The sequence below is a fragment of the Acinetobacter sp. P1(2025) genome (assembly GCF_051390655.1).
Taxonomy (GTDB): domain Bacteria; phylum Pseudomonadota; class Gammaproteobacteria; order Pseudomonadales; family Moraxellaceae; genus Acinetobacter; species Acinetobacter junii.
Map to the genome: position 1 here is coordinate 1 of NZ_JBPKBJ010000050.1, position 22,461 is coordinate 22,461.

Below are 22,461 nucleotides of genomic sequence, written 5' to 3' on the forward strand. Positions count from 1 at the left end.
TCTGGCTACACGTTATCGAAATAGGCGTAAACGCATGGGTTTACGTCTGAATTTAATTGCTGCAATTTACAACATGGAGTTGGTTGAAAAATGATTTTTGCAAGAGGTCTATTGAATTATAAGGATTTTATATTAATAAATAACTAAAAAAACAATTATAACTAAGGGGATAATCCAATAAAGCCCAACCTAAAAATGTAACAATATTTCTATGTTAGGCTCAAATATGACTAATTTAGTCGATACAACTGGTTTGGTGATGTATAAAAACTTCTACCATCAAGATTAAATTCAATTTCTTGACCAGATTGTAAAAGGATTTTTTTTCCTACCTCAACCCATTTAAAGCCATTAAGCGTGCTTTGCTGACGTTTGAGGGGAATAATTTGTACATTAATTTCATTGCCATTTGTGGCAGTGGCAATATGCCATTCATTGATAATTTTCAAAACTTAAATACTCATGACTGAGCTCAAGTGACAACTTGGATTTACTACAACACTAGGTAAGGAAACAGAGCATAACTAGGATTTAATAATAATTTTAGCTTTTTAGGTTTATTTCAGCTAACTCGTTACTGTTTAAGAAAACAACAACGTTTTTATAGATCACAGAGCAAAATAAATTGGATGCGGGGGTTGGATTTGAACCAACGACCTTCGGGTTATGAGCCCGACGAGCTACCAGACTGCTCCACCCCGCATCAGCGAGTTAGCTTTATACGCCCTTAGCTAATTTAATGCAAACTTTTTCTCCATAAATCTTTAAAAACTAAAATACTTGCTCATATTTAATACAAAAAAGGAAATTCTTTACGTCATTCAAATAATTCAAACAAATTTTTTAAATCACACTCCTACTAGTCAAAATCTTTTAAATCGACTCTTTAAATGACTGAAATTTTTACCAACAAAAAATTGTACAAGGCAAAAGGCTATATGTAACAATATCAACATTCTTTTATTTTTATAGTGCTGCATGTCACTCATTATTGGTATTGATCCTGGTTCACGCTTAACAGGTTACGGGATTATCGAAAAGGATGGTAATAAGCTACGCTTTGTCGATGCGGGTACCATTCGTACAGAAACACAAGAAATGCCTGAGCGTTTAAAAAGAATTTTCGCAGGTATTGAGCGTATCGTTAAATTTCACGGTCCTACCGAAGCTGCTGTTGAACAAGTATTTATGGCTCAAAATCCTGATTCAGCTTTGAAACTTGGTCAGGCACGCGGTGCTGCGATTGCCGCCTTGGTGAATTTAGACTTACAAGTAGCTGAATACACAGCACGTCAGATTAAACAGTCTGTGGTTGGTTATGGTGCAGCCGAAAAAGAACAAGTCCAAATGATGGTGATGAAACTACTTAACCTTACTATTCAACCGCAAGCCGATGCAGCCGATGCCCTAGCAGCTGCTATTTGCCATGCCCACGCTTCGGGAAGTATGAGCAAAATGGCTGTTTTAAATGCATTAGGCGGGATGGCTCGTGGACGCAGTCGTTCGAGTAGTAGAAGGCGTTAAGATTTACTGATTTACAACTTGATAAATCACCTTCCCCATTTCGTGTGCTTGCAAGCCTCTAATCCCTTGTTCAGCGAGTAAATCCCCTGCTTGTGCATGTAAGCTGACAATTTCATGTAATGCCACTTGCTCATGAAATTGCGCTTTTAGACTCGCAATCATGCCTGCCAGTACATCCCCCATTCCACCCGTTCCCATCCCCGCATTACCTTGAGTGCAAATCCATAATTGATCATCTAAAGTCAGACTCCCTGCACCTTTAAGCACCCATTGTCCTGTATATTTTTGTTGTAGCTGATAAATCGCTGCAATTCGATCTTGTTCTATATCTGCAGCTTTACACCCCAACAAAGTTGCTGCCTCACCTGAATGTGGAGTTGCATAAACATGTGTACTTAATTGCTGCGGATATCGAGCCAAAAACCATAATCCATCAGCATCCAATACAACTTCTAAATGTGAATTTTTATTAAGTAAATCAAACCATAATTGATAGATCTTTTCAGCCCATTCATCTCGTCCCAAACCCATTCCAAAACAGACTGCGTCGACCTGTGTTAATAAATGTTGAATAAGCTCTTGATCAAGCACATTAATATCTCTCACCATAATATTAGGTGAACGCGCTAGAATTGCTTGATGATGTTTAGAATGGCAAACCACTGTAACTTTGCCAGCACCAGCATGAAAAGCAGCTTCAGCAGACATAATGACTGCACCTCCCATATCGGCGTGTCCACCGACGACTAGCACATGTCCATAACTTCCTTTATGACCAAAGGCTTTGCGCTTCGGTAAAGCAATTCGTTCAGGAGATAAATAAGCAAGTGGTTTTAATTCTGCATCAATTGGGATCAAGCTGACTAAATGCAGTTTTCCCACATACTCCTTGCCTTGTCCTGTAAACAATCCAGCTTTGTATCCCAATAGGGTAAAAGTTTGATCTGCTTGAATTGCACAAGGTAAAGCCTGACCAGTATCTGCATGAATTCCACTAGGAATATCAACCGACACTTTGAAACCTGTTTGCAGATTATAGAGGTGAATAATATTTTGCCATTTTTGATCCAGCATTCGATTTAATCCGATCCCAAATAAAGCATCTATATGACAATCGAATATGGGTAAGTCTTGGTTTATCTCATGTTCAGACAATAAATAGTCAATTGTTTGTGTATCAACTTGTTGGCTTTGTGCGTAATGAAATGCCTGTTGTAAATCCTCAGAATGACCTAGCTCTGTAGCAAACACGGTTACTTTAAATCCCTGCTGCTTTAAAAATGCAGCTATATAATAGCCATCACCTGCATTATTGCCCTGACCACACCAGACCGCGATATGGTTAATTTTTTTAGCTAGAAATTGTTTATTTAAGTTTTGCGCTATTGTCCAAGCTGCTTGCTGCATTAAACCTAAAGAGGAATTCTGTTGAGCAAACCATCGACGCTCCCATGCTTGTATACTTTGACTATCATAAACTTGGCTATGGTAAACTGATCGTTGCATGATTTTCTCCTTATTATTGGTTTATGGCTTCCACTTCCTCATCTCACAACACTTCTCAAAAGATTGAGATTCAGCAGCTTGATCCTCAAGAACTTAAAACATGGATAAAAGCACAAGCTTTGGAATTGGGTTTTTCTGATTGTGTCATTGCCAAACCAGATGCTCAAGATCAAATGCCGAGATTTAAAGAATATTTAAAACGCGGCTATCATGCTGACATGCACTATTTAGAGGAAAACTTGGATAAACGAGCAGACCCAACTTTGCTCGTGCCAGGCACAAAAAGTATTATCTGTGTGCGTATGAACTATCTTGTAGCATCGCCAAAGCCCCGTTATGTACCATTTGAACCAAATTCAGCCATTATCGCACGTTATGCACGTGGTCGCGATTATCACAAAGTTATGCGTGGTCGACTTAAAACTTTAGCTACACGCATCAAAGAAAAAGTTGGAGATTTCGAATCACGTCCATTTGCTGATTCAGCACCAATTTTTGAAAAATCGCTTGCTGAAAGTGCAGGTATGGGTTGGACAGGGAAACATACTTTACTTATTCATAAAAAATCAGGTTCCTTTTTTGTTTTAGGTGAGTTATTTACTTCGCTTGATCTACCTTTTGATCAACCTGCAACAGCTCATTGTGGCTCATGTACAGCGTGTATTGATATCTGCCCTACACAAGCGATTGTTGAACCTTATATGTTAGATGCTCGAAAATGTATTGCATATCTAACCATTGAATATAAAGGCATAATCCCAGAAGAATACCGCACTGGAATTGGTAATCGAATTTTTGGTTGTGATGATTGTCAGTTAATTTGCCCTTGGAATGGCTTTGCTAAAACAGCCACAATTCCTGATTTTGATCCAAGACATAGTTTAGACAATATTAGCTTGCTCGATATTTGGCAGTGGGATGAAGCTACATTTTTAGCCAATACTGAAGGCAGCCCGATACGTCGCACAGGGTATCAATCATTTAAACGTAATATTGCAATCGGACTTGGAAATGCGCCATACTCGAATGAAATCGTTGCTAAGTTGCAAGAAGCAAAACCTTGGCACGATGAGATTGTAAACGTACATATTGATTGGGCGATTCAACAACAATTGCGACAACCAATTGTCCATCACATAGAAAAATGATGTTTTTTGCCCTTTGGCTTTGGCATGATTTCTGTATGATTAATCTCAATCTTTGTAATCAATCATCATGGATATAACAATGACCCTACGTAATGACTGGACTCGTGATGAAATCCAAGCCTTATATGATCAACCTTTTTTAGATTTAGTATTTGAAGCACAACGCGTTCATCGTCAACATTTCCAAGCAAATACCATTCAAGTAAGCACACTACTTTCAATCAAAACAGGTAAATGTCCTGAAGACTGTAAGTATTGCTCTCAATCTGCTCATTACGATTCTAAATTAGAAGCGGAAAAACGCATTGCTGTTGATAAAGTTATTCGTGAAGCTATTTCTGCAAAAGAATCTGGTTCTTCACGTTTTTGTATGGGTGCTGCTTGGCGTAATCCACATGAACGTGATATGCCTTATGTTCTCGAAATGGTTCGTGAAGTAAAAGCATTAGGTTTAGAAACTTGCATGACTTTGGGGATGTTAAACCAATCTCAAGCAGAACGATTAAAAGATGCTGGTTTAGATTACTACAATCACAACCTTGATACTTCTCGTGAATATTATTCACACATCATTAGTACACGTAGTTTTGATGACCGTTTAAATACACTTGATCATGTGCGTCAGGCTGGGATGAAAGTTTGTAGTGGTGGTATTGTTGGACTAGGTGAAACTCGTAATGACCGTATTGGTTTATTGCATGAGCTTTCTACTATGCCCGTTCACCCTGAATCAGTACCAATTAACATGCTTGTTCCAATTGAAGGTACTCCGCTTGCAGATGTAGAAAAGTTAGATGTTACTGAATGGATTCGTACTATTGCTGTTGCACGTATTATTATGCCTCACAGCTATATCCGTTTATCTGCAGGACGTGAATCCCTCAGTGATTCTGATCAAGCCTTAGCATTTATGGCTGGAGCAAACTCTTTGTTCTCTGGTGATAAATTACTAACAACACCAAACACTGGTGAAGGTAAAGATCAAGTCTTATTTGCTAAATTAGGTTTAACTGCTGAAAAACCTAAACCAACGGTGGCAGAACTCTCTATAGATGCAATGAGTGCATAAAATATAAAAACCTTGTCAATCGACAAGGTTTTTTCTGTACTGTTGAGATTAGATCGAAGTAACTAAAATTCCATATTTTGCATTTAGAAACATGCCTTGACGAATAATGTCTACGCCAGCAGCATGCGTTACGGATAATTCCTGTGTATGTACATCAAAATGAAATGAATCAAAAATATCTTGATGTTGCATAAGCCAAAGAATTGTATTGGCAATATTTTCATCAACCGTATAAGTGTCAGAATTGAAGTCTTTATTCATGAGATTCAATATTTTCAACAAAATTAAAAATATCATAACGAATAAATTTACTTAAAACAGCTATATAAAAAAACACTTAACCAAAGGAGATTCATGGTTAAGTGTATCAAGAGGAATTTCTAGATTATGCAGCTTGAGGACTAATAAGACTTTGTCCTGACTTCAAGCTGATCATCGCTTTAGCATTAAACTCTAAGGTTAAAACATGGTTATCAAGATGAACATGATATGCGTGAATTAATGGCTGCTGCCCTTCATCTGTCTCAAGCATGTATTCATCGGCGATATTTAAAATACCTTCAAGATTTGTTGTACTCGAAGCTCGGTCATGACTGAACAAGTCGTAGATCGTTTGTAAGTTAAAGCTTGTGATCAATTCTTGAGGATGATTTTTAATATAACTTTCAAGAAATAAAACAAATTTATGAGCAAAAAAATAGTAGTTCGGTTTATGGGTATAAAGCATATTCATTGAAAACTCCTTAGCTTATTTTTTCATCTAATCATGACTAAAACACTAAGAATTGAATCTTAAAAAATTCTTAAAACAAGTTAGGTGTTTTTGTAATCCATGTAATTTCCCCACCTATATTTAGATTTTTTAAAAAGATGTAGAACTGATTTTTTATAATTATTAGGGGGCTTAGGAAGTTAAGCATATCAAAAAGTATGGTAACTTCCTTATATGAAAGCAAAAAATAGATACTATTCCCGTTCAAGAATCACAGAGGCAAAATTCAGACAGATCATTCGCTTTTTTGCCATGGATTTAACTGCTTCAGATACAGCTAAACTCACCAATATTTCTGTACGTTTCATCAATACAATTTACATCAGGTTGCGTAAAAAGATTGCGGCACAATGTGAGGAAATATCTCCTTTCAACGGTATCGTTGAACTTGATGAATCCTACTTTGGTGCTCGTCGTATTCGAGGAAAACGTGGACGTGGTGCATCAGGAAAAACCATTGTATTTGGACTACTCAAAAGAGATGGAAACGTATACACAGAAATTGTGCCTGATTGCTCCAAAGCTACGCTACAGGGTATTATTCGGGGGCATATAGAGCTTGATTCTGTGATCAATACAGATGGATGGAGAGGCTATGATGGTTTAGTTGATATTGGTTTTGACAAACATTTAAGAGTGAATCATGGGGACAACGAATTTGCATGCGGGGAGCGTCATATTAACGGCATAGAATCATTCTGGGGATATGCTAAAAAGCGACTCGTCAAGTTTTAATACAAGGGTTCAAAAACTATTGCCAGTTAAACTGGGGCGTGATTTTTACGCATATGTGTTTATGTTATTAAAATGATATAGATGACTTGTTTAATACCCCGAAGAATAATTTAATCTTGCTGTGCGTTTGTCACGTTTCTGTCAAAAGTTGATTATATATTTCGACGTAACCGTCGTAATATTCAAACTCTTCTGATAGGAATTTGCAGTGAAAGAATAGGCGAAACTTGTCTTAAATAATGGTAATTCCTTATCTTTAAAATAGAGAACGCCCGATGAAATTCATTGGGCGTTTAATTTAAATAAGTATCAGCTTATTTTTTAACCAGATGTACTTGTCAATCATGATTGTTTTTCTAAATTACCTTTAAAAAATCAATCTTACTATTTTTGACTTTTCACACCATTTTGTTCAATTTGTAATGCGGCTTGCCAGCTAGGTAGTTGGCTTAAACCTGCTACATAACGTTGGATATGGGGATAATTTTCACCTTGTCCCATATGATGAACTAAAGCATGTAGTCCAAAGCCCATCATAAAGTCAGCACCGGTTAAACGGTCTGCCACTAGAAATTCTTTATCTTTTAAATATTCATTTAAATAGCTAAATACTTTATCAAACTCAACTTGAGTATAATTTTCTAGAAATACCAACTTCGTGCCCTGCTTGGTTTCAATCGCATTAAACGTTTTTAACAAAAATGGCAGCATGGCAGAGCTTTCTGAGAAATGAATCCACTGTAGATAATCGACATAGGTAGGTTCATCCATATCTGGCGCTAAATGTGGCGCAAGTTGCTGAATTAATAACTCAACGATTGCGCCTGACTCTGCAATAACTTTGCCATCCCATTCCAATACTGGAGATTTCCCTAAAGGATGAATGGTTTTTAAAGAGTCAGGGGCCAAATGCGTGCGTGAGTCACGATAATAGCGTTTCAGCTCATAAGGCTGCTTGATTTCTTCAAGTAACCACAAAATGCGAAAAGAACGTGATTGATCTAAATGATGTAGTGTAATCATGATAATTCCTATTTTTTTAAATTTTTACAACCACTTTGCCAAAGTTTTCGCCTTTCAACATACCATTGAAAGCATTGATCGTGTTATCTAAACCTTGCACCATATGCTCTTTATATTTGATTTTTCCGTCTTTCAACCATTCAGACATTTGCTGATAGAATTCCGGATACTGACTGCCATAATCATCAAAAATAATAAAGCCTTGCATGCGAATACGCTTTTTTAAAAGGGTGGAAATAAAGCCCGGTAAACGGTCTGGCCCTTGTACTTGCTCGGTAGCGTTATACTGGGAAACCACACCACACACCGGTACACGTGCCGCAGAGTTAAGCAATGACCATACCGCATCAAACACTTTACCCCCCACATTCTCATAATAAATATCAATACCGTTAGGAACTGCTTGTTGTAATTGTTCTGCAAAATTTTCATCATGATGATTGATACAAGCATCGAAGCCGAGTTCTTCTACTGCATAACGACATTTTTCAGGCCCACCTGCGACGCCAACCACGCGACAACCTTTAATTTTGCCAATCTGTCCAACCGTAGCACCAACAGGTCCCGTTGCAGCTGCAACGACTAAAGTTTCACCGGCTTTAGGCTGACCAATGTCCAACAGCCCCATATAAGCAGTAAATCCTGGCATTCCCAAAATACCCAATGCCCAAGATGGATGTTCAGGTTGCATACCTAAGCTTTGACATGCATTCCCATTAGAAATTGCGTAGCCCTGCCAGCCATTTCCTGAAAGAACCCACTCGCCTTCTTTGAATTTTGGGTTTTTAGAGGCTACCACTTGACTGACTGTTCCACCGACCATCACTTCGCCAATTTCAACCGGTGCTGCATATGAAGGAGCATCACTCATGCGACCACGCATATAAGGATCGAGTGACAAGTGAATGGTTTTTAACAATATCTCGCCTTGTTTAAGTTCATTGAGTTCAACTTGTTCAATACGAAAATCGCTGTGTTTTGGCTCACCCACTGGCCGTTTAGCTAAAACGATGCGTTGATTAATAACTGTTTTCACACATATAACTCCATGTTTTATTTAGAAGTATTTCTCTTCACAATCAAAAATTATGATTAAAATTTCTTTACACCCATTGTAGATGAGTTATAATAAAAAACAATACGACTGGTCTATTTTTTACAATAGAGTAAATAATTAATATGAAGCCTAATCCTATTAAAAAGTCTGAAGCGAAGCGCTTACACATTCTTAACACCAGTTCAGACCTGATTTTGCATAAAGGTTTTACTGGCGTAGGATTACAGGAAATTTTACAGAGCTGTGAAATCCCTAAAGGCTCGTTTTATCATTATTTCCAATCCAAGGAAGCTTTCGGATGTGAATTGGTACAGCATTATGTAGATAATTACCAAGTCCGTTTAAATGATGTATGGCGTAGTGATAAATCCCCTTATCAAAAGCTGATTGAGTATTTTAATTTATGGATAGAAGATCCTGAAACACAGTGTGGTTGGGCGGATAGCTGTTTAATTGTGAAACTTGCCGCAGAAGTTGCCGATCTATCTGAAGATATGCGCTCCATTATGTCCGCTGGCGTCGATGATGTAATCCAACGGATTGCTGGTTTAATTGATTTGGGTAAACAGGATCAATCTATCCAAGCAGATACTGAGGCCTCGACTTTGGCACAAGTACTTTACCAAATGTGGTTAGGTGCAGCATTACTGAGTAAGTTGCAAAAAGATAAAACACCATTACATCAAGCTCTGAGAGCAACTAAATTTCTATTAAAAAGTGAAGATTCATAAAAATTGAATTGAATATCAAATACGTAATTAATAATTCATGATAGCGATCCGATGATTATTTATTAATGTGTTGCTATTAGATCAATTTACAATCCATGAATGAGTATAGCGCACAATGAATTCTCCTTCTAAAGCCCTCATGACTCGTATTTTAGTTGGTTATTTAGGCTTATATCCCACACTATTACTGGTTCTCACTTTATTAAAGCCAATTACTCAGCATCAAAGTTTCCCGATGATGGTGTTGATTGAAGTCATAGTATTAGTGCCAGTAACGCAACTAATTTCTTTTCCACTGGCTGGTTGGCTCATTACACAGCTAAAAAATTTTAAGAATTTGTTTTAAGAAGAAATTGTGCTGGCAACAGCAATCCTAAGTCCTTATTTTGCCAACTACAAAGGTTGGCAAAATAACTCACTTAGTCGAGATTAATCTGCGTAAGCCGGATAATCAATATAGCCTTTTTCCGTCCCACTATACATAGTGCTTGCATCTACTGCATTCAATGGCCAGCCATTAGCGATGCGATCGGGTAAATCTGGATTCGCAATAAATGGGCGTCCAAATGCAATTAAATCGGCCAGTCCTGCCTCTAAAATTCGAGTCCCTCTTTCTGCCGTATATCGACCTGCATAAATAATCCGACCACTGAAAGTGTCTCTGACATCTCTACGAAAATCATGAGGAAGTTCTGGTGCATTATCCCAATCAGCTTCTGCAATCGATAAATAGGCAATCCCAACTTCTTCAAGTATCTTTATGGCCTCAATATAAGTCACATGTGGATCATCTTCAACTAAACCCATGTAAACACGATCTTCCTCTGTACTTTCAAATAAGGGGGCAAAACGCACTCCTAAACGATCTGCACCAACTACCTCAGCAACTGCCTGTACTACTTCACGTAAAAAACGCAAACGATTGTTTAGTGATCCACCATATTCATCTTCACGGTGGTTACTATGTGCAGAGATAAATTGATTCACCAAATAACCATTTGCACAATGAATTTCAACCCCATCAAAACCAGCAGCCAAGACATTGCGTGCAGCTTGAGCATAGAGTTGCACTAATTCTTTAACTTCTGCATTGCTTAAAGCACGTGGCATTGAAGGATCAGCCAAGGTCCCTACACTGGGCCCGGTCTCAATAAAGACTTTAACATTACTATCAGCCCTAATAGCCGAGGGCGCGACCGCGTTAATGGTGGCAATACAATACGGTTTTGCAAAACATAAGGGCCTAAGCTTAAGTTTTGAAAAAGTTTGCTGGCTTACATTTCATTGTATCCAAGTAATCATGACTAAATTGATCTAAATTAAAAAAATACCCTTCCTTCCTGTATATAGAAAAATAAAGGAAGGAAAGCTATTCACTCAGGCCCTTCACCATTAAGTGACGATTATTTTGCTTATTGCGCCAGTTGCTCAAAGTCAGAAGTTTTATTCACTGCAAAGCACCACAACAGAGACTAGCTACTCTTTATTTCAACAATTGAAGTAATGCTGTAGCGGTTGCAGCAGAAGAGGCTGGATTTTGTCCAGTAACCAGCAAGCCATCTACTTGAACATGTACTTGCCAATCATCCACTTTAGAATAATGACCACCGTTTTCTTTAAGCATGTCTTCGACTAAAAATGGTACAATTTCAGTCAAACCTACAGCAGTCTCCTCAGTATTGGTAAAACCGGTCACTAATTTACCGCTGACTAAAGGCGCTCCATTACTCGCTTTCACATGACGAAGAACACCTGGGGCATGACACACTGCTGCAACAGGTTTGCCAGACAGAATCGCCTGTTCAATCAGAGAAATTGAAATCGGATCTTCTGCTAAATCCCACAATGGGCCATGCCCGCCTGGATAAAACACTGCATCATAATCAGCTACAGAAATTTCGCTAAGTTTATGCGTCTGTGCCAATGCTTGCATTGCAGTTGGATCAGCTTCAAAACGATGAGTGGTTTCAGTTTGCGCATCGGCCAAATTACTTTTCGGATCTAGTGGTGGCTGCCCACCTTGAGGCGACGCCAGCGTAACTTCAGCACCAGAGTCAATAAAGGTGTAATACGGTGCAGCAAGTTCTTCTAGCCAGAAACCTGTTTTCTTACCAGTATTGCCAAGTTGATCATGTGAGGTTAAAACGATTAAAATTTTCATGTTATTTCTCCGATATTTTTCAGGATTGAGGAGCATTGTTGCATGATCACTTGTCGTGTAACGTGACCATGACAGATACGCTTATTTAGATACTCGTCTCGAGAATTTGGCGACTGATCTCTAATGAAACAGTTTTATGTTCGCCAAGCTGTGTAAGATTGTGTGATTTAAGTTGCGTAATGATGATCTCAATATCTGTCTCCCCCAGTCCATAATCGCTAATACGAGTCGGCAATCCAAGTTGCTCAAAGAAGGCTCGAGTACGAGCAATAGCAGTATCAATACGTTGTTCTTCATCACCTTCGACAATCTGCCAGACACGAGCTGCATACTGTAGTAATTTTTCTCGCTTCTCTTGACGACGCACTTGTAGATTGGCCGGCAACACAATGGCCAAGGTACGAGCATGATCAATACCATGTAAAGCCGTGAGCTCATGTCCAATCAAATGGGTTGACCAATCTTGTGGTACACCAGCTCCAATTAGCCCATTCAGTGCCATGCTAGCAGCCCACATCAAATTCGCACGCGTGTCATAATCTGCTGAATCTTCTAAGATTTTCGGTCCAATCTCAATCAGAGTTTGCAATATACCTTCGGCAAAACGATCTTGTACTTGTGCATTCACAGGGTAAGTTAAGTACTGTTCCATGACATGAACAAATGCATCGACCACGCCATTTGCTAACTGGCGCGTCGGCAAGCTAAAAGTTTTATTCGGATCAAGTACGGAAAATTGCGGAAAAACATAGGGGCTGCTAAATGACAATTTGGCTTGGGTCGATTTTCTGGTGACTACCCCACCGCTATTCATTTCTGAACCAGTTGCCGGAAGGGTGAGTACACTCGCAAAAGGCAAAGCTTGAGTAATTTTAGTACCATGGGTTTCTAAAATTTCCCATGCATCCCCTGTATAATTGACTGCTGCTGCAATAAATTTAGTACCATCAATTACCGATCCACCACCGACAGCCATCAAGAAATCTATCTTTTGTTCTCGAATCAGCTCTACAGCTTTCATGAGGGTTTCATAACTCGGATTCGGCTCAATTCCGCCAAATTCATGAATTTCTCTTGCACCTAATGCTTCACGCACTTCAGCTAAAGTACCATTCTTACGTGCACTTTCACCACCAAACAACATTAATACTTTTGCTTCTGTAGGCACATAGTCATTGATTTTAGCTATTGTATCGCCACCAAAAATAATGCGGGTCGGATTATAAAAATTAAAATTCAGCATATTTTTATCCTAGGATGATCAGCTAATTGATTTGAAAAACCACCGTTATTCATCAAATAAACTTTAAAAAATTGGACAACACTGCGGCTTTTGACTGCACCATGTGCTAACTATACACAAAAATAGACCAGTCGTCTATTTTTTTAAAATTATTTTAGCTTGCCGACTTTAGTGATGGTTAAACACATTCAGGCTTGTTCTATACCACTTTGATTATTGATGTATTTTCACGAGCGATTGTTGGATCGAAGGTATCAACACGTATGACTACTGACATGGTCGTGAACGCATTGGCTAAAACAATGAATGGCTCATACAAAATAGCGATGATTAAATATTTTAAAAGCAGATTGGCACGGTTTAGCAGATGTACAAATGCGACAGTAAATTAGATAGATTGGTTCAATATAAAGCATGTAAATAGTTGCATTCGTTTATTTACCCTGCCCTGTTTTGGATATTGACCCATTTAAATGATGGGATTAAACCAATAAATAAAGTAGCACAACTTGAATAAAAGCCTCTGACAAACATCACAGGGTTGAAGTGCTGCCTTTCATTCAAAATTTCAGGCAGCACCCTCATACATTTAAGCGTCGGTTTAACCTGGTAGTTTACTCGCCAAAACATCTACTTTCTCAATAGACGGTGGCTCTGAGAATAGATCTTCGGCCTGAGCCATCAACGCAGCTGCAACCTTGCCAGATAAATGTGCTTGGCGACCCGCCTCATCAGGAAATGCATCAAAAATACCAAATGTTGTAGGTCCAAGACGTAGGCCAAACCACGCAACTGTCGCAGGTTCTTCCATTACAATAGGTAAACCGCCTTTAAGGAAAGCTTCCACTTCGTCTTCTTTACCTGGTTTAGCTTCAAGACGGACATATAAAGCTGTTTTAAGCATGACTAAAACTCCACAATTGATTAGAATTCAAACTGATTCTGACATTACTAATGTATGCATGTCAGAAAGTTTTGTTGTACAAAGGTTAAAAACAACTTTCCATAGCAGAGCCAAAATTTGGATGTTTATTTCGGCATAATGCTATGAATTTATTCAAGTTAATATCATTAACATTTGAATCAAAAAATATTGCTCAAGAAGCACTCAAGAACAACATGTACATCCTTATAACTATGAAAGTTATTTAGCTAGGAATTTGCTGTGAAACTCTATATGTTTCTCTATAAAGCTCGCAATAAAGTAATAGCTATGGTCATACCCTTCTCTTAAGTTAAGTGTCAGAGGATATTCTTGTTCCAAACAAATATTACTAAGAAGCTTAGGTCTTAACTGTTCTTCAAGAAAATCATCAGCTGTTCCCTGATCGACTAAAATAGGTAAATGAACTTCAGCGTTTTTGATTAATTCAATCGCATCATAGCTTTTCCATAAAGTTTCGTTTTCACCTAAGTAGTGTGTAAAAGCCTTTTTCCCCCAAGGTACTTGGCTAGGTGCAACAATGGGTGCAAAAGCAGAAATACTTTTATACAGCTCAGGGTTTTTTAACCCAATTACTAATGCACCATGACCACCCATGCTATGCCCCATAATGCTTTGGACTTGGTTGGTCGGAAAATTCAGGTCAATCAGATTTCTAAGCTCTTCCACAATATAATCATACATTTTGAAATGCTGTGACCACGGTGCTTGTGTTGCATTCACATAGAATCCTGCGCCTTGGCCTAAATCATAATCTGCATGATCTGGTACATCCTCTCCACGTGGGCTAGTATCTGGTGCAACAATAATGACTTTATGTTCAGCCGCATACTTTTGTGCTCCGGCTTTAGTAATAAAGTTCTGTTCGTTGCAAGTCAGTCCTGATAACCAATATAAAACTGGCAACCTCTCATCTTTATCATGAGGTGGCAGATATATTGAGAATTTCATTGAACAGTTTAATGCTGTTGACTGATGGCGATACACTTCTTGCGATCCACCAAAAGAAGCATGTTTCTCAATTATTTCCATAATCAATTACCTATGTTGAGCAAGACTTCATGAGAAATCGAGTAAACAAAGAGTCTGACATTCTCCACAGAGAATAGTGATTAAGATTTAAAATGTAGGCAGGTTTGTTGAACCTATACACGATGCCTACACAAATAGATCGGTTTTACAGATAATGTGCCGTTTTAGAGGATTCCATGCATGTCAATCATGATGCACATGCATGGAAAACTATAAGGTCTGACGCAATTATTCGTAATGAATTACAGTACGAATTGACTTACCTTCATGCATTAGATCAAAGGCTTCATTGATCTGATCCAAGCCCATCGTATGTGTCACAAATGGTTCTAATTGAATCTTACCTTTCATGGCATCTTCAACCATTCCTGGAAGTTGCGTACGACCTTTTACGCCACCAAAGGCAGAACCTAGCCATTTACGACCAGTAACCAGTTGGAATGGACGGGTAGAGATTTCCTGACCTGCACCAGCTACACCAATAATTACGGATTGTCCCCAGCCACGGTGTGCACTTTCAAGAGCTGCACGCATTACATTCACGTTGCCAATACATTCAAATGAATGATCTACCCCCCAGCCAGTCATTTCGACAATGACTTGCTGGATTGGTTTATCGTAATCTTTAGGGTTCAAGAAGTCCGTTGCACCAAACTCTTTTGCCAGCGCAAATTTATCTGGATTCATGTCAACCACAATAATACGCCCTGCTTTAGCTTGACGTGCGGCTTGTACGACTGCCAGACCAATACCACCTAAACCAAAGACCGCAACAGTATCACCTTCTTGTACTTTAGCCGTGTTGTGTACTGCACCGATACCCGTTGTTACCCCACAACCCAGTAAGCAGACATGTTCGTGATTGGCTTCAGGATTGATTTTAGCCAATGATACTTCTGCCACTACCGTGTATTCACTGAACGTTGAGCAGCCCATATAGTGGTAAATCGGTTGACCATTGTAGGAAAAACGAGTGGTGCCATCTGGCATTACGCCTCTACCTTGAGTTTCGCGAACGGAAATACACAAGTTCGATTTTCCAGATTTACAGAATACGCACTCGCCACATTCAGCAGTGTAAAGTGGAATAACATGATCACCTGGTTTGACGCTAGTCACGCCTTCACCAACCTCAACTACAACACCAGCACCTTCATGCCCGAGAATAGCCGGAAAAACACCTTCAGGATCATCGCCAGACAAAGTAAATGCATCTGTATGACACACACCGGTATGGGAGATCTTGATTAATACTTCACCTTTCTTTGGTGGTGCAACATCAACTTCAACAATTTGAAGAGGTTGACCAGGACCAAACGCAACGGCAGCACGTGACTTCATGCAATAATTCCTTATACAGATCTATTTTAAATATGATTTTAGAATCTTGGCGATTTCAGCCAATTCTTCTTTTCGTTGTTGTTCTGTGGTTTCACCTGTTACTAATGTGTCCTTTAAATGAACCTCCAGCATTTCATTCATCAAACCATTAATAGCACCACGCACAGAGCAAATTTGTTGCAGAATTGCAACACATTCCACATTGTCTTCTAACGCTTTTTCAATCGCTTGCGTCTGACCTTTGATCTTTCTGACGCGTAGAAGAATCTTTTTTTTGTCTTCAACCTGGTTAGGCATCAGACCTCCTTATTTGCTAACATTAATACTATACTACCCTATAGTATAAAAAAAGCAATATTTTTTATAAATCGAAAATCAAAAAGATCTTTAGCGAAAATTTTCTATGCCTGTTTTTAGTTTTTTTAAATTAACATCGTAGAGCTAATTCCAAAGTCACAAAAAACTGGACTTTTAGCTCCCATTTTTTATTTTGGCTCATGTTCTTTGTGATGCTGTGACCTTTTAGAATTATGTTTCCAACTTTTAGCCACTTTGTAGATATTTTGAACGTTTTAAGCCTTGAAAAGACTAACGACAGTTTAAATTAAACTGCCTTTACAGACTGTACTAGAATATTTTTAGTGAGCAGATGATATTTATTATTCATTATTTAGGAATTATTAAATCCTATAAATATCATTTATTGGATTATTTTACTTTGATACTGTGCACATCATCCCCCCAGTTAAGAATAAGGAACAACTATGAATGAGATGATGAATGCGCTTATCCTAGAAAATTTTGGTGATCATGAATTTAAACGTGTAGAACTCCCTATACCTCAACCAGAAGCTGGACAAGTTCTAGTACGTATTCATGCTAGTGGTGTAAACCCTATTGATTATAAAATTCGTCTTGGTGAAGCACCATATGCTATGCCAGAGCTTCCTGCCGTGTTGGGAACAGATATGGCTGGGGTTGTAACTGCTGTTGGTGAAGGTGTCACCCACTTCAACGTTGGAGATGAAGTTTACGGTCTGATTGGTGGCGTTCGTGGTCTTCAAGGATCTTTAGCAGAATATGTTGTAGCAGATGCTGATCTGATCGCATTAAAGCCACGGAATATTTCTATGCGCGAGGCAGCAGTACTACCATTGACTTTTCTCACCGCTTGGGAGGGTTTAGTGGATCATGCGAAGGTCCAACCAGGGCAAACTGTACTGGTTCAGGGTGGTGCTGGTGGCGTTGGTTATATGGTTGTTCAGCTTGCAAAAGCACTTGATGCAATTGTTTGGGCGACTGGTCGTACAGCTGATCAATCACTGATTTCAGAACTCGGTGCAACACCTCTCGATTACACAACAGCATCTTCCGATGACATTATTGCTGCAAGCCCTGAGAGTCAAGGTTTTAACATTGTTTACGACACTGTGGGTGGTCCAGTACTCGAAGCTTCACTTTCCATGACAACTCACTATGGCCACATTACCAGCTGTGCTGCATTTGGTAATCATAATTTAGCGAGTTCATCTCTACGGTGTGCCACAGTGTCTGGGGTATTCGTCCTAATGCCGATGTTAACAGGCAATCGCCGTGCTCATCATGGTGATATCCTTAAGATCGCGACTCGTCTCGTTGAGGAAGGTAAACTGCGTCCTATTGTTGATCCTCGTCATTTTACTCTAGACCAAGCGATTGAAGCTCATGATGCTGTTCAAGATCGCTCTGCCAATATTAAGGTCGTGATTGATGTCATTTAACGCACTTCAGGCCAAGACTTGGCGCTTCAATAGTATTGGAGATACAGATGTTCTGACATTAGAAACAATTCCTGTTGCTTTACCAGCAGCAGGAGAAGTTCTAATCCAGATGAAAACGATCGGACTCAACCGGGCTGATGTAATGTTTCGGTGTGGTACTTATATTCAAAAGGCAGTATTCCCTTCTCGTCTGGGATATGAGGGAGCAGGCATAGTTCTGGCAATCGGTGAAGGTGTACGCCAATTTTCTCCAGGAGATGCAGTATCAATTCTTCCGACTGACAATCTAGCCAAATATGGGACATATGCGGACAAGCTTCTGATTCCAGAAAATTTTTTAGTTCACAAACCCGATAGTTTAAGCTGGGAAGAAGCTTCTTCAATCTGGATGCAGTATTTGACGGCTTGGGGTGGTGTAATCCATGCTGGTGGATTATCGAAAGGAAAAACGATCTTGATCACAGCAGCTTCAAGTAGCGTAGGACTAGCTGCGATACAGATAGCTGAAGCAGCGGGCGCTAAGGTCATTGCAAGTACACAGACGATAGAGAAAAAGCAACGTTTACTGGATCTCGGTGTTAAAGATGTTATAGCCAGTGAAGATGAACCCGATTTGTATGAGGCGCTTGTTGTACGTTTAGGTGGAGAACATCTTGATGTCGCCTTCGATGCTGTAGGAGGGCCACATATTGAACAGATTGCAAAAGCGATGTCTGTGGCAGGAACTATGGTTATGCATGGTGCACTTAGCCCAGAGGACACACCGTTTCCCCTTAAAGTTGCATTACGCAAGAGCTTAACCATGCGAGGTTTTTTGTTCCTTGAGGTTCTGCATGACCCTGTTCTAAGAGAGCAAGCCAGACGATTTATTCTGAGCAGTATAGGTGCAGGATATCTTCGTCCAGTGATCGACCGTTGCTTTAACTTTGAAAACATGCATGACGCTCAGCGCTATCTTGAATCAAATCAGCAAATAGGAAAAATTGTAGTTACTCTAGATACATGATGTTCTTATCTGATTCATGTTTCTATATGGCCCAGCACTTCCACTAAGTAATCAAACAATGCTCGGATTCGCAAAGGTGTCGGGCCCCGCTGTGGACGATATAAATACAGGCGCCAAACGGGAGAGGTTTCCTCATGAAGTATCTGAATGAGCTTACCACTCCTAAGCCACGGCAAAACTAGAAATCCAGGCATGTGTCCGAATCCAACTCCAGCGAGAATAGCTTGAAATTCAGCGTCTAGATCATCTGTAATAAAACGGGGCTTTGATGGCGTAAAGCTTCGACTTTCAGTGAATGTCCATGGCCAGTAACGCCCTGTTTTATGATCGACTAGTGCTGTTAGAGGGTATTTATCAAGGTCAATAATTTTTTGGGCATTCCAACCTTATCAATTAACTCTGGCGTACCCACAGAATAAAAGTTCACTTTAGCCAATTCCCTTGCCACATATCGATTGTCCGGCAAAAATCCAAATCTGATCCCGATATCTATCCGCTCATCGATCACATCCGAGTGTGAATCTGTGAGCACACAATCCACGACAATATCTGGATAACGTGTGGCAAATTCTGCTAGTGCGGGTACTACCAATTTGCGCCCTAACACAGACGACACAGTAAGACGGACAGTCCCACGCATTTCATCTCGTTTTTCCTTGGTGTCTTTTACAAACAAAGCATCGATCGATCCCACCGCAAAACGTGCTTGCTTTGCCAGACGCTCACCATCAGCGGTAATTTTAATTTGTCGAGTACTCCTGTAAAACAGAATCTCTCCGCGCTGCTCTTCTAGTTCTTTTATTGCCCGTGTCACTGCCTGTGGGGAAATACCCAGCTGAGTTGCTGCCTCTTTAAAATTTCGAGACTCTGCTGCGACACAAAAGATACGCATCATTTCCAATTTGTTATGCATGTCCAATCCTGTGTTATGGCAATTATTCCGTAAATAGGAATTCTGAAAGATAATATTATTCATTTATTATATATAACAAGGCTGTAATACTTAACCCATCAAATATGATTGACAGATAGGTTGAAGGTTACTTGTATGAATAATATAGAAAATAAAGTTGTTGTTATCACTGGTGCAAGTAGTGGTTTAGGTGAAGCTACTGCTCGCTTACTTGCTAAAAAAGGTGCAAAAGTTGTACTTGGTGCTAGACGTACTGAAAAATTAGAGGCTATTGTTCACGACATTCGTGCTGAAGGTGGTCAAGCTGAATTTATTGGTATGGATATAACCAAACCACATGAAGTACAAGCACTTATTGAAAAGGCATTAAGCGCATTTGGTCAAATCGATGTATTGGTAAACAATGCCGGATTAATGTCTATTGCACCATTAAGTGAACTAAAAGTTGATGAATGGGATCGTATGATCGACATTAATATTAAAGGTGTTCTTTATGGTATAGCAGCTACCCTACCTGTTTTCCAAAAACAAAACTTTGGACACTTTATTAATCTCGCATCTGTTGCAGGGATAAAAGTATTTAGTCCAGGAGGTACTGTTTATAGCGGTACTAAGTTTGCTGTAAGAGCCATCTCTGAAGGCCTTCGTCATGAAGTTGGGGGAACAATTAGAACGACTACTATTGAGCCTGGTGCAGTTGAGTCAGAACTAAAATTTGGTTCTTCTCATAAAGAAAGTTCAGAGTTTGTTACTGATTTCTACAAACAAGCCATACCAGCTGACTCAGTCGCTCGAGCAATTGCTTATGCAATTGAACAGCCTGCGGATGTAGATATTAATGAAATTGTTTTACGCCCAACGAGCCAAGAGTTTTAATGATTGAATAACAAAAAATGGGAGCACCTCGCTCCCATTTTTACTATATTTTTAAAGTTAAGGACAAATCTATGAAAGCCGTATCGTATGTTATAAATAACCATGATGATTTTAAAAATTCATTGGTAGATATTGAAAAAGCGAAGCCTACGCTTAAGGAGCGTGATGTACTGGTAAAAGTTCAGGCAATCTCTGTGAATCCAGTTGATACCAAAGTGAGAAAAAATTCGTCTGAAGCAAATAATCGTATTTTAGGTTGGGATGCCGTTGGGGAAATTATCGAAGTTGGCCCAAAAGTTACCTCGTTTAAAGTAGGAGATTCTGTTTGGTATGCTGGCGATTTAACCCGAGATGGTAGTAATGCTGAGTTTCAAGCAGTCGATGAACGAATTATCAGTCTTAAACCCATTACAGTATCTAATGCAGAAGCAGCAGCATTGCCATTAACTGCAATAACGGCATGGGAAATGCTGTTTGATCGGTTTCAAATTTCAGAAACAGAAGTTGGCAGTATTTTAATTATTGGTGGTGCAGGTGGTGTAGGATCAATCGCTATCCAACTCCTAAAAGCAAAAACAAATCTGACCGTTATAGCAACAGCTTCACGTGAAGAAACGAAATCTTGGGTGGAATCACTGGGTGCCGACCATGTCATTGATCATAGCAAAGATTTAAACGAACAAATCGAAGCACTAGGTATTGAAAAACCAAAATACGTATTCTCTACCAATCATACAGAAACATACACCAAGCAAATAGTTTCTCTGATTGCACCACAAGGCAAGCTTGGATTGATCGATGATCCACAAACATTTGATATTATGCCGTTTAAGACTAAATCTATTTCTATCCATTGGGAGTTGATGTTCACCCGTTCAATGTATGAAACCGATGATATTGAAAAGCAAGGTGATCTATTGCAACAGGTTGCCCAATTAGTTGACCAGCAAAAAATTAGAAGTACGCTTAACCAAAATCTAGGCAATATTAACGCTGCAAACTTGGAGAAGGCGCATAAGTTGCTTGAATCAGGTAAGTCAAAAGGCAAAATTGTACTAGAAAACTTCTAAAACAAACTCAAGGTGAAATAATGACTATTTCAATAATTGCGAACTTTAAGGCAAAGTCAGATCAAAAAGAGACGTTAGAAGCGCTTTTAAAAAGTGTAATAGAGCCTACGCTTCACGAAGAAGGGTGCTTGAAATATGAGCTTTATATTAGCGAAAATGACTCGAGTAGATATTTCTAGGACTTACGCACTATTATTTATAGATTCTCTGTGGTAGCAGATGATTTTTATCGAGAATAAAGTCATCAATGAAGTTTTTGATCATTGGTCTAAATAATTTCTTCTGCCAACGATATATATTTTCAAAGATCCGCTCAAACTGGTTCTTTTGTATCTCAACGTAGGCCATCAAGGCTGAAAAAATATGATTCAAAATCAGTTTAGATCGTCTTACTTGAAACTTTTCAATATGACAAACCTGTTTAATCACCCGGTGATATGGTAATCCTCCCATAAATAACCGAAGTTAAAAGTAGAGGTTAAGCAGCCATTAGAGGTGGCTTTCCTTTGTTAGCTTGATGTGGTCTTTCATGGTTGTAATGCCACAACCAG

At 39.2% G+C, this 22,461-nt stretch carries 21 protein-coding genes, 1 tRNA gene and 7 pseudogenes; 13 read left to right on the forward strand and 16 right to left on the reverse strand.

All coding sequences use genetic code 11. The features are described 5' to 3' along the window. Positions 1–94: pseudogene (locus ACSC97_RS12655) on the forward strand (IS5/IS1182 family transposase); the annotation flags it as partial. Positions 95–230: 136 nt separating this feature from the next. Here ACSC97_RS12655 and ACSC97_RS12660 read toward each other — a convergent pair. Next, positions 231–449 (reverse strand): hypothetical protein, encoded by a 219-nt coding sequence (locus ACSC97_RS12660; protein ID WP_004961495.1) that lies wholly within the window; start codon positions 447–449, stop codon positions 231–233. Positions 450–626: 177 nt separating this feature from the next. Next, positions 627–703, reverse strand: a tRNA-Met gene (locus tag ACSC97_RS12665). Between the two features lie 275 nt (positions 704–978). On the opposite strand from ACSC97_RS12665, the gene ruvC reads away from it, so the two are divergent. Continuing rightward, entirely contained in the window at positions 979–1,524 is a 546-nt protein-coding gene (ruvC, locus tag ACSC97_RS12670; RefSeq protein ID WP_004915352.1) for a crossover junction endodeoxyribonuclease RuvC, read from the forward strand. A 3-nt stretch (positions 1,525–1,527) separates the two neighbouring features. Here the strand turns inward: ruvC and ACSC97_RS12675 are convergent, their stop codons facing one another. Next, positions 1,528–3,030: an NAD(P)H-hydrate dehydratase gene (locus ACSC97_RS12675; protein ID WP_436661274.1), complete on the reverse strand. Its 1,503-nt coding sequence runs from the start codon at positions 3,028–3,030 to the stop codon at positions 1,528–1,530. A 23-nt stretch (positions 3,031–3,053) separates the two neighbouring features. Here ACSC97_RS12675 and queG point away from each other — a divergent pair, with 23 nt between their 5' ends. Together queG and bioB are read left to right on the forward strand one after the other, a co-directional pair. After that, positions 3,054–4,178: a tRNA epoxyqueuosine(34) reductase QueG gene (gene queG / locus ACSC97_RS12680; RefSeq protein ID WP_436661276.1), complete on the forward strand. Its 1,125-nt coding sequence runs from the start codon at positions 3,054–3,056 to the stop codon at positions 4,176–4,178. Between the two features lie 79 nt (positions 4,179–4,257). Continuing rightward, on the forward strand, positions 4,258–5,247 hold the full coding sequence (bioB, locus tag ACSC97_RS12685) for a biotin synthase BioB (protein ID WP_004915347.1): 990 nt from the start codon (positions 4,258–4,260) through the stop codon (positions 5,245–5,247). A gap of 48 nt (positions 5,248–5,295) precedes the next feature. On the opposite strand, the gene ACSC97_RS12690 is transcribed toward bioB, so the two are convergent. Further along, positions 5,296–5,508, reverse strand: a complete 213-nt coding sequence (locus tag ACSC97_RS12690) for a hypothetical protein (RefSeq protein ID WP_099948783.1) — start codon at positions 5,506–5,508, stop codon at positions 5,296–5,298. A 124-nt stretch (positions 5,509–5,632) separates the two neighbouring features. Then, entirely contained in the window at positions 5,633–5,980 is a 348-nt protein-coding gene (locus ACSC97_RS12695; RefSeq protein ID WP_004954754.1) for a hypothetical protein, read from the reverse strand. A gap of 213 nt (positions 5,981–6,193) precedes the next feature. Between ACSC97_RS12695 and ACSC97_RS12700 the strand changes: the two are divergent. Continuing rightward, a pseudogene (locus ACSC97_RS12700) lies at positions 6,194–6,751 on the forward strand (IS1595 family transposase); the annotation flags it as partial. A 387-nt stretch (positions 6,752–7,138) separates the two neighbouring features. Here the strand turns inward: ACSC97_RS12700 and ACSC97_RS12705 are convergent. Then, the gene (locus ACSC97_RS12705) at positions 7,139–7,777 is read right to left on the reverse strand and encodes a glutathione S-transferase family protein (protein WP_436661279.1); all 639 of its coding nucleotides are present in this window, start codon (positions 7,775–7,777) and stop codon (positions 7,139–7,141) included. Between the two features lie 16 nt (positions 7,778–7,793). Then, positions 7,794–8,813 carry an NADP-dependent oxidoreductase gene (locus tag ACSC97_RS12710; protein ID WP_436661281.1) on the reverse strand — a complete coding sequence of 340 codons (1,020 nt, stop codon included), beginning with the start codon at positions 8,811–8,813 and terminating at the stop codon, positions 7,794–7,796. Between the two features lie 143 nt (positions 8,814–8,956). On the opposite strand from ACSC97_RS12710, the gene ACSC97_RS12715 reads away from it, so the two are divergent. Together ACSC97_RS12715 and ACSC97_RS12720 are read left to right on the forward strand one after the other, a co-directional pair. Continuing rightward, positions 8,957–9,565: a TetR/AcrR family transcriptional regulator gene (locus ACSC97_RS12715; RefSeq protein WP_000804055.1), complete on the forward strand. Its 609-nt coding sequence runs from the start codon at positions 8,957–8,959 to the stop codon at positions 9,563–9,565. Positions 9,566–9,680: 115 nt separating this feature from the next. Continuing rightward, positions 9,681–9,911 (forward strand): hypothetical protein, encoded by a 231-nt coding sequence (locus tag ACSC97_RS12720; protein WP_001087973.1) that lies wholly within the window; start codon positions 9,681–9,683, stop codon positions 9,909–9,911. Positions 9,912–9,994: 83 nt separating this feature from the next. Here ACSC97_RS12720 and ACSC97_RS12725 read toward each other — a convergent pair. The 3 genes and pseudogenes from ACSC97_RS12725 to ACSC97_RS12735 all read right to left on the reverse strand — a co-directional run. After that, positions 9,995–10,762 (reverse strand): annotated as a pseudogene (locus tag ACSC97_RS12725) (alkene reductase); the annotation flags it as partial. A gap of 286 nt (positions 10,763–11,048) precedes the next feature. Further along, entirely contained in the window at positions 11,049–11,726 is a 678-nt protein-coding gene (locus ACSC97_RS12730; RefSeq protein WP_436661284.1) for a type 1 glutamine amidotransferase domain-containing protein, read from the reverse strand. 85 nt (positions 11,727–11,811) lie between these two features. Continuing rightward, positions 11,812–12,969, reverse strand: a complete 1,158-nt coding sequence (locus ACSC97_RS12735; protein WP_436661286.1) for an iron-containing alcohol dehydrogenase — start codon at positions 12,967–12,969, stop codon at positions 11,812–11,814. Between the two features lie 182 nt (positions 12,970–13,151). Between ACSC97_RS12735 and ACSC97_RS12740 the strand changes: the two are divergent. Beyond that, positions 13,152–13,486: pseudogene (locus tag ACSC97_RS12740) on the forward strand (IS3 family transposase); the annotation flags it as partial. 84 nt (positions 13,487–13,570) lie between these two features. On the opposite strand, the gene ACSC97_RS12745 reads toward ACSC97_RS12740, so the two are convergent. From ACSC97_RS12745 to ACSC97_RS12760, 4 genes are all read right to left on the reverse strand, one after another. Continuing rightward, complete coding sequence (locus ACSC97_RS12745; RefSeq protein ID WP_004740247.1) at positions 13,571–13,873, reverse strand: putative quinol monooxygenase; 303 nt, start codon at positions 13,871–13,873, stop codon at positions 13,571–13,573. A 240-nt stretch (positions 13,874–14,113) separates the two neighbouring features. Beyond that, on the reverse strand, positions 14,114–14,944 hold the full coding sequence (fghA, locus tag ACSC97_RS12750) for an S-formylglutathione hydrolase (RefSeq protein WP_151780803.1): 831 nt from the start codon (positions 14,942–14,944) through the stop codon (positions 14,114–14,116). A 228-nt stretch (positions 14,945–15,172) separates the two neighbouring features. Beyond that, positions 15,173–16,285: an S-(hydroxymethyl)glutathione dehydrogenase/class III alcohol dehydrogenase gene (locus tag ACSC97_RS12755; RefSeq protein WP_432208938.1), complete on the reverse strand. Its 1,113-nt coding sequence runs from the start codon at positions 16,283–16,285 to the stop codon at positions 15,173–15,175. Between the two features lie 21 nt (positions 16,286–16,306). Beyond that, entirely contained in the window at positions 16,307–16,582 is a 276-nt protein-coding gene (locus ACSC97_RS12760; RefSeq protein ID WP_436661289.1) for a metal/formaldehyde-sensitive transcriptional repressor, read from the reverse strand. Positions 16,583–17,049: 467 nt separating this feature from the next. Here ACSC97_RS12760 and ACSC97_RS12765 point away from each other — a divergent pair, with 467 nt between their 5' ends. Then, entirely contained in the window at positions 17,050–18,045 is a 996-nt protein-coding gene (locus ACSC97_RS12765) for a zinc-dependent alcohol dehydrogenase family protein (protein ID WP_436661291.1), read from the forward strand. Then, positions 18,035–19,051, forward strand: a complete 1,017-nt coding sequence (locus tag ACSC97_RS12770) for a zinc-dependent alcohol dehydrogenase family protein (RefSeq protein ID WP_436661293.1) — start codon at positions 18,035–18,037, stop codon at positions 19,049–19,051. The genes ACSC97_RS12765 and ACSC97_RS12770 overlap by 11 nt, the downstream gene beginning before the upstream one ends. Before the next feature lie 14 nt (positions 19,052–19,065). Here ACSC97_RS12770 and ACSC97_RS12775 read toward each other — a convergent pair. After that, positions 19,066–19,964 (reverse strand): annotated as a pseudogene (locus ACSC97_RS12775) (LysR family transcriptional regulator). A 135-nt stretch (positions 19,965–20,099) separates the two neighbouring features. Here ACSC97_RS12775 and ACSC97_RS12780 point away from each other — a divergent pair. The 3 genes and pseudogenes from ACSC97_RS12780 to ACSC97_RS12790 all read left to right on the forward strand — a co-directional run. Next, positions 20,100–20,840, forward strand: a complete 741-nt coding sequence (locus ACSC97_RS12780; protein WP_151769470.1) for an SDR family oxidoreductase — start codon at positions 20,100–20,102, stop codon at positions 20,838–20,840. Positions 20,841–20,911: 71 nt separating this feature from the next. Further along, positions 20,912–21,910, forward strand: a complete 999-nt coding sequence (locus ACSC97_RS12785; protein WP_436661295.1) for a zinc-binding alcohol dehydrogenase family protein — start codon at positions 20,912–20,914, stop codon at positions 21,908–21,910. 20 nt (positions 21,911–21,930) lie between these two features. Further along, a pseudogene (locus tag ACSC97_RS12790) lies at positions 21,931–22,086 on the forward strand (putative quinol monooxygenase); the annotation flags it as partial. 16 nt (positions 22,087–22,102) lie between these two features. Here the strand turns inward: ACSC97_RS12790 and ACSC97_RS12795 are convergent. Next, a pseudogene (locus ACSC97_RS12795) lies at positions 22,103–22,348 on the reverse strand (IS701 family transposase); the annotation flags it as partial. Positions 22,349–22,461 lie beyond the last annotated feature (113 nt).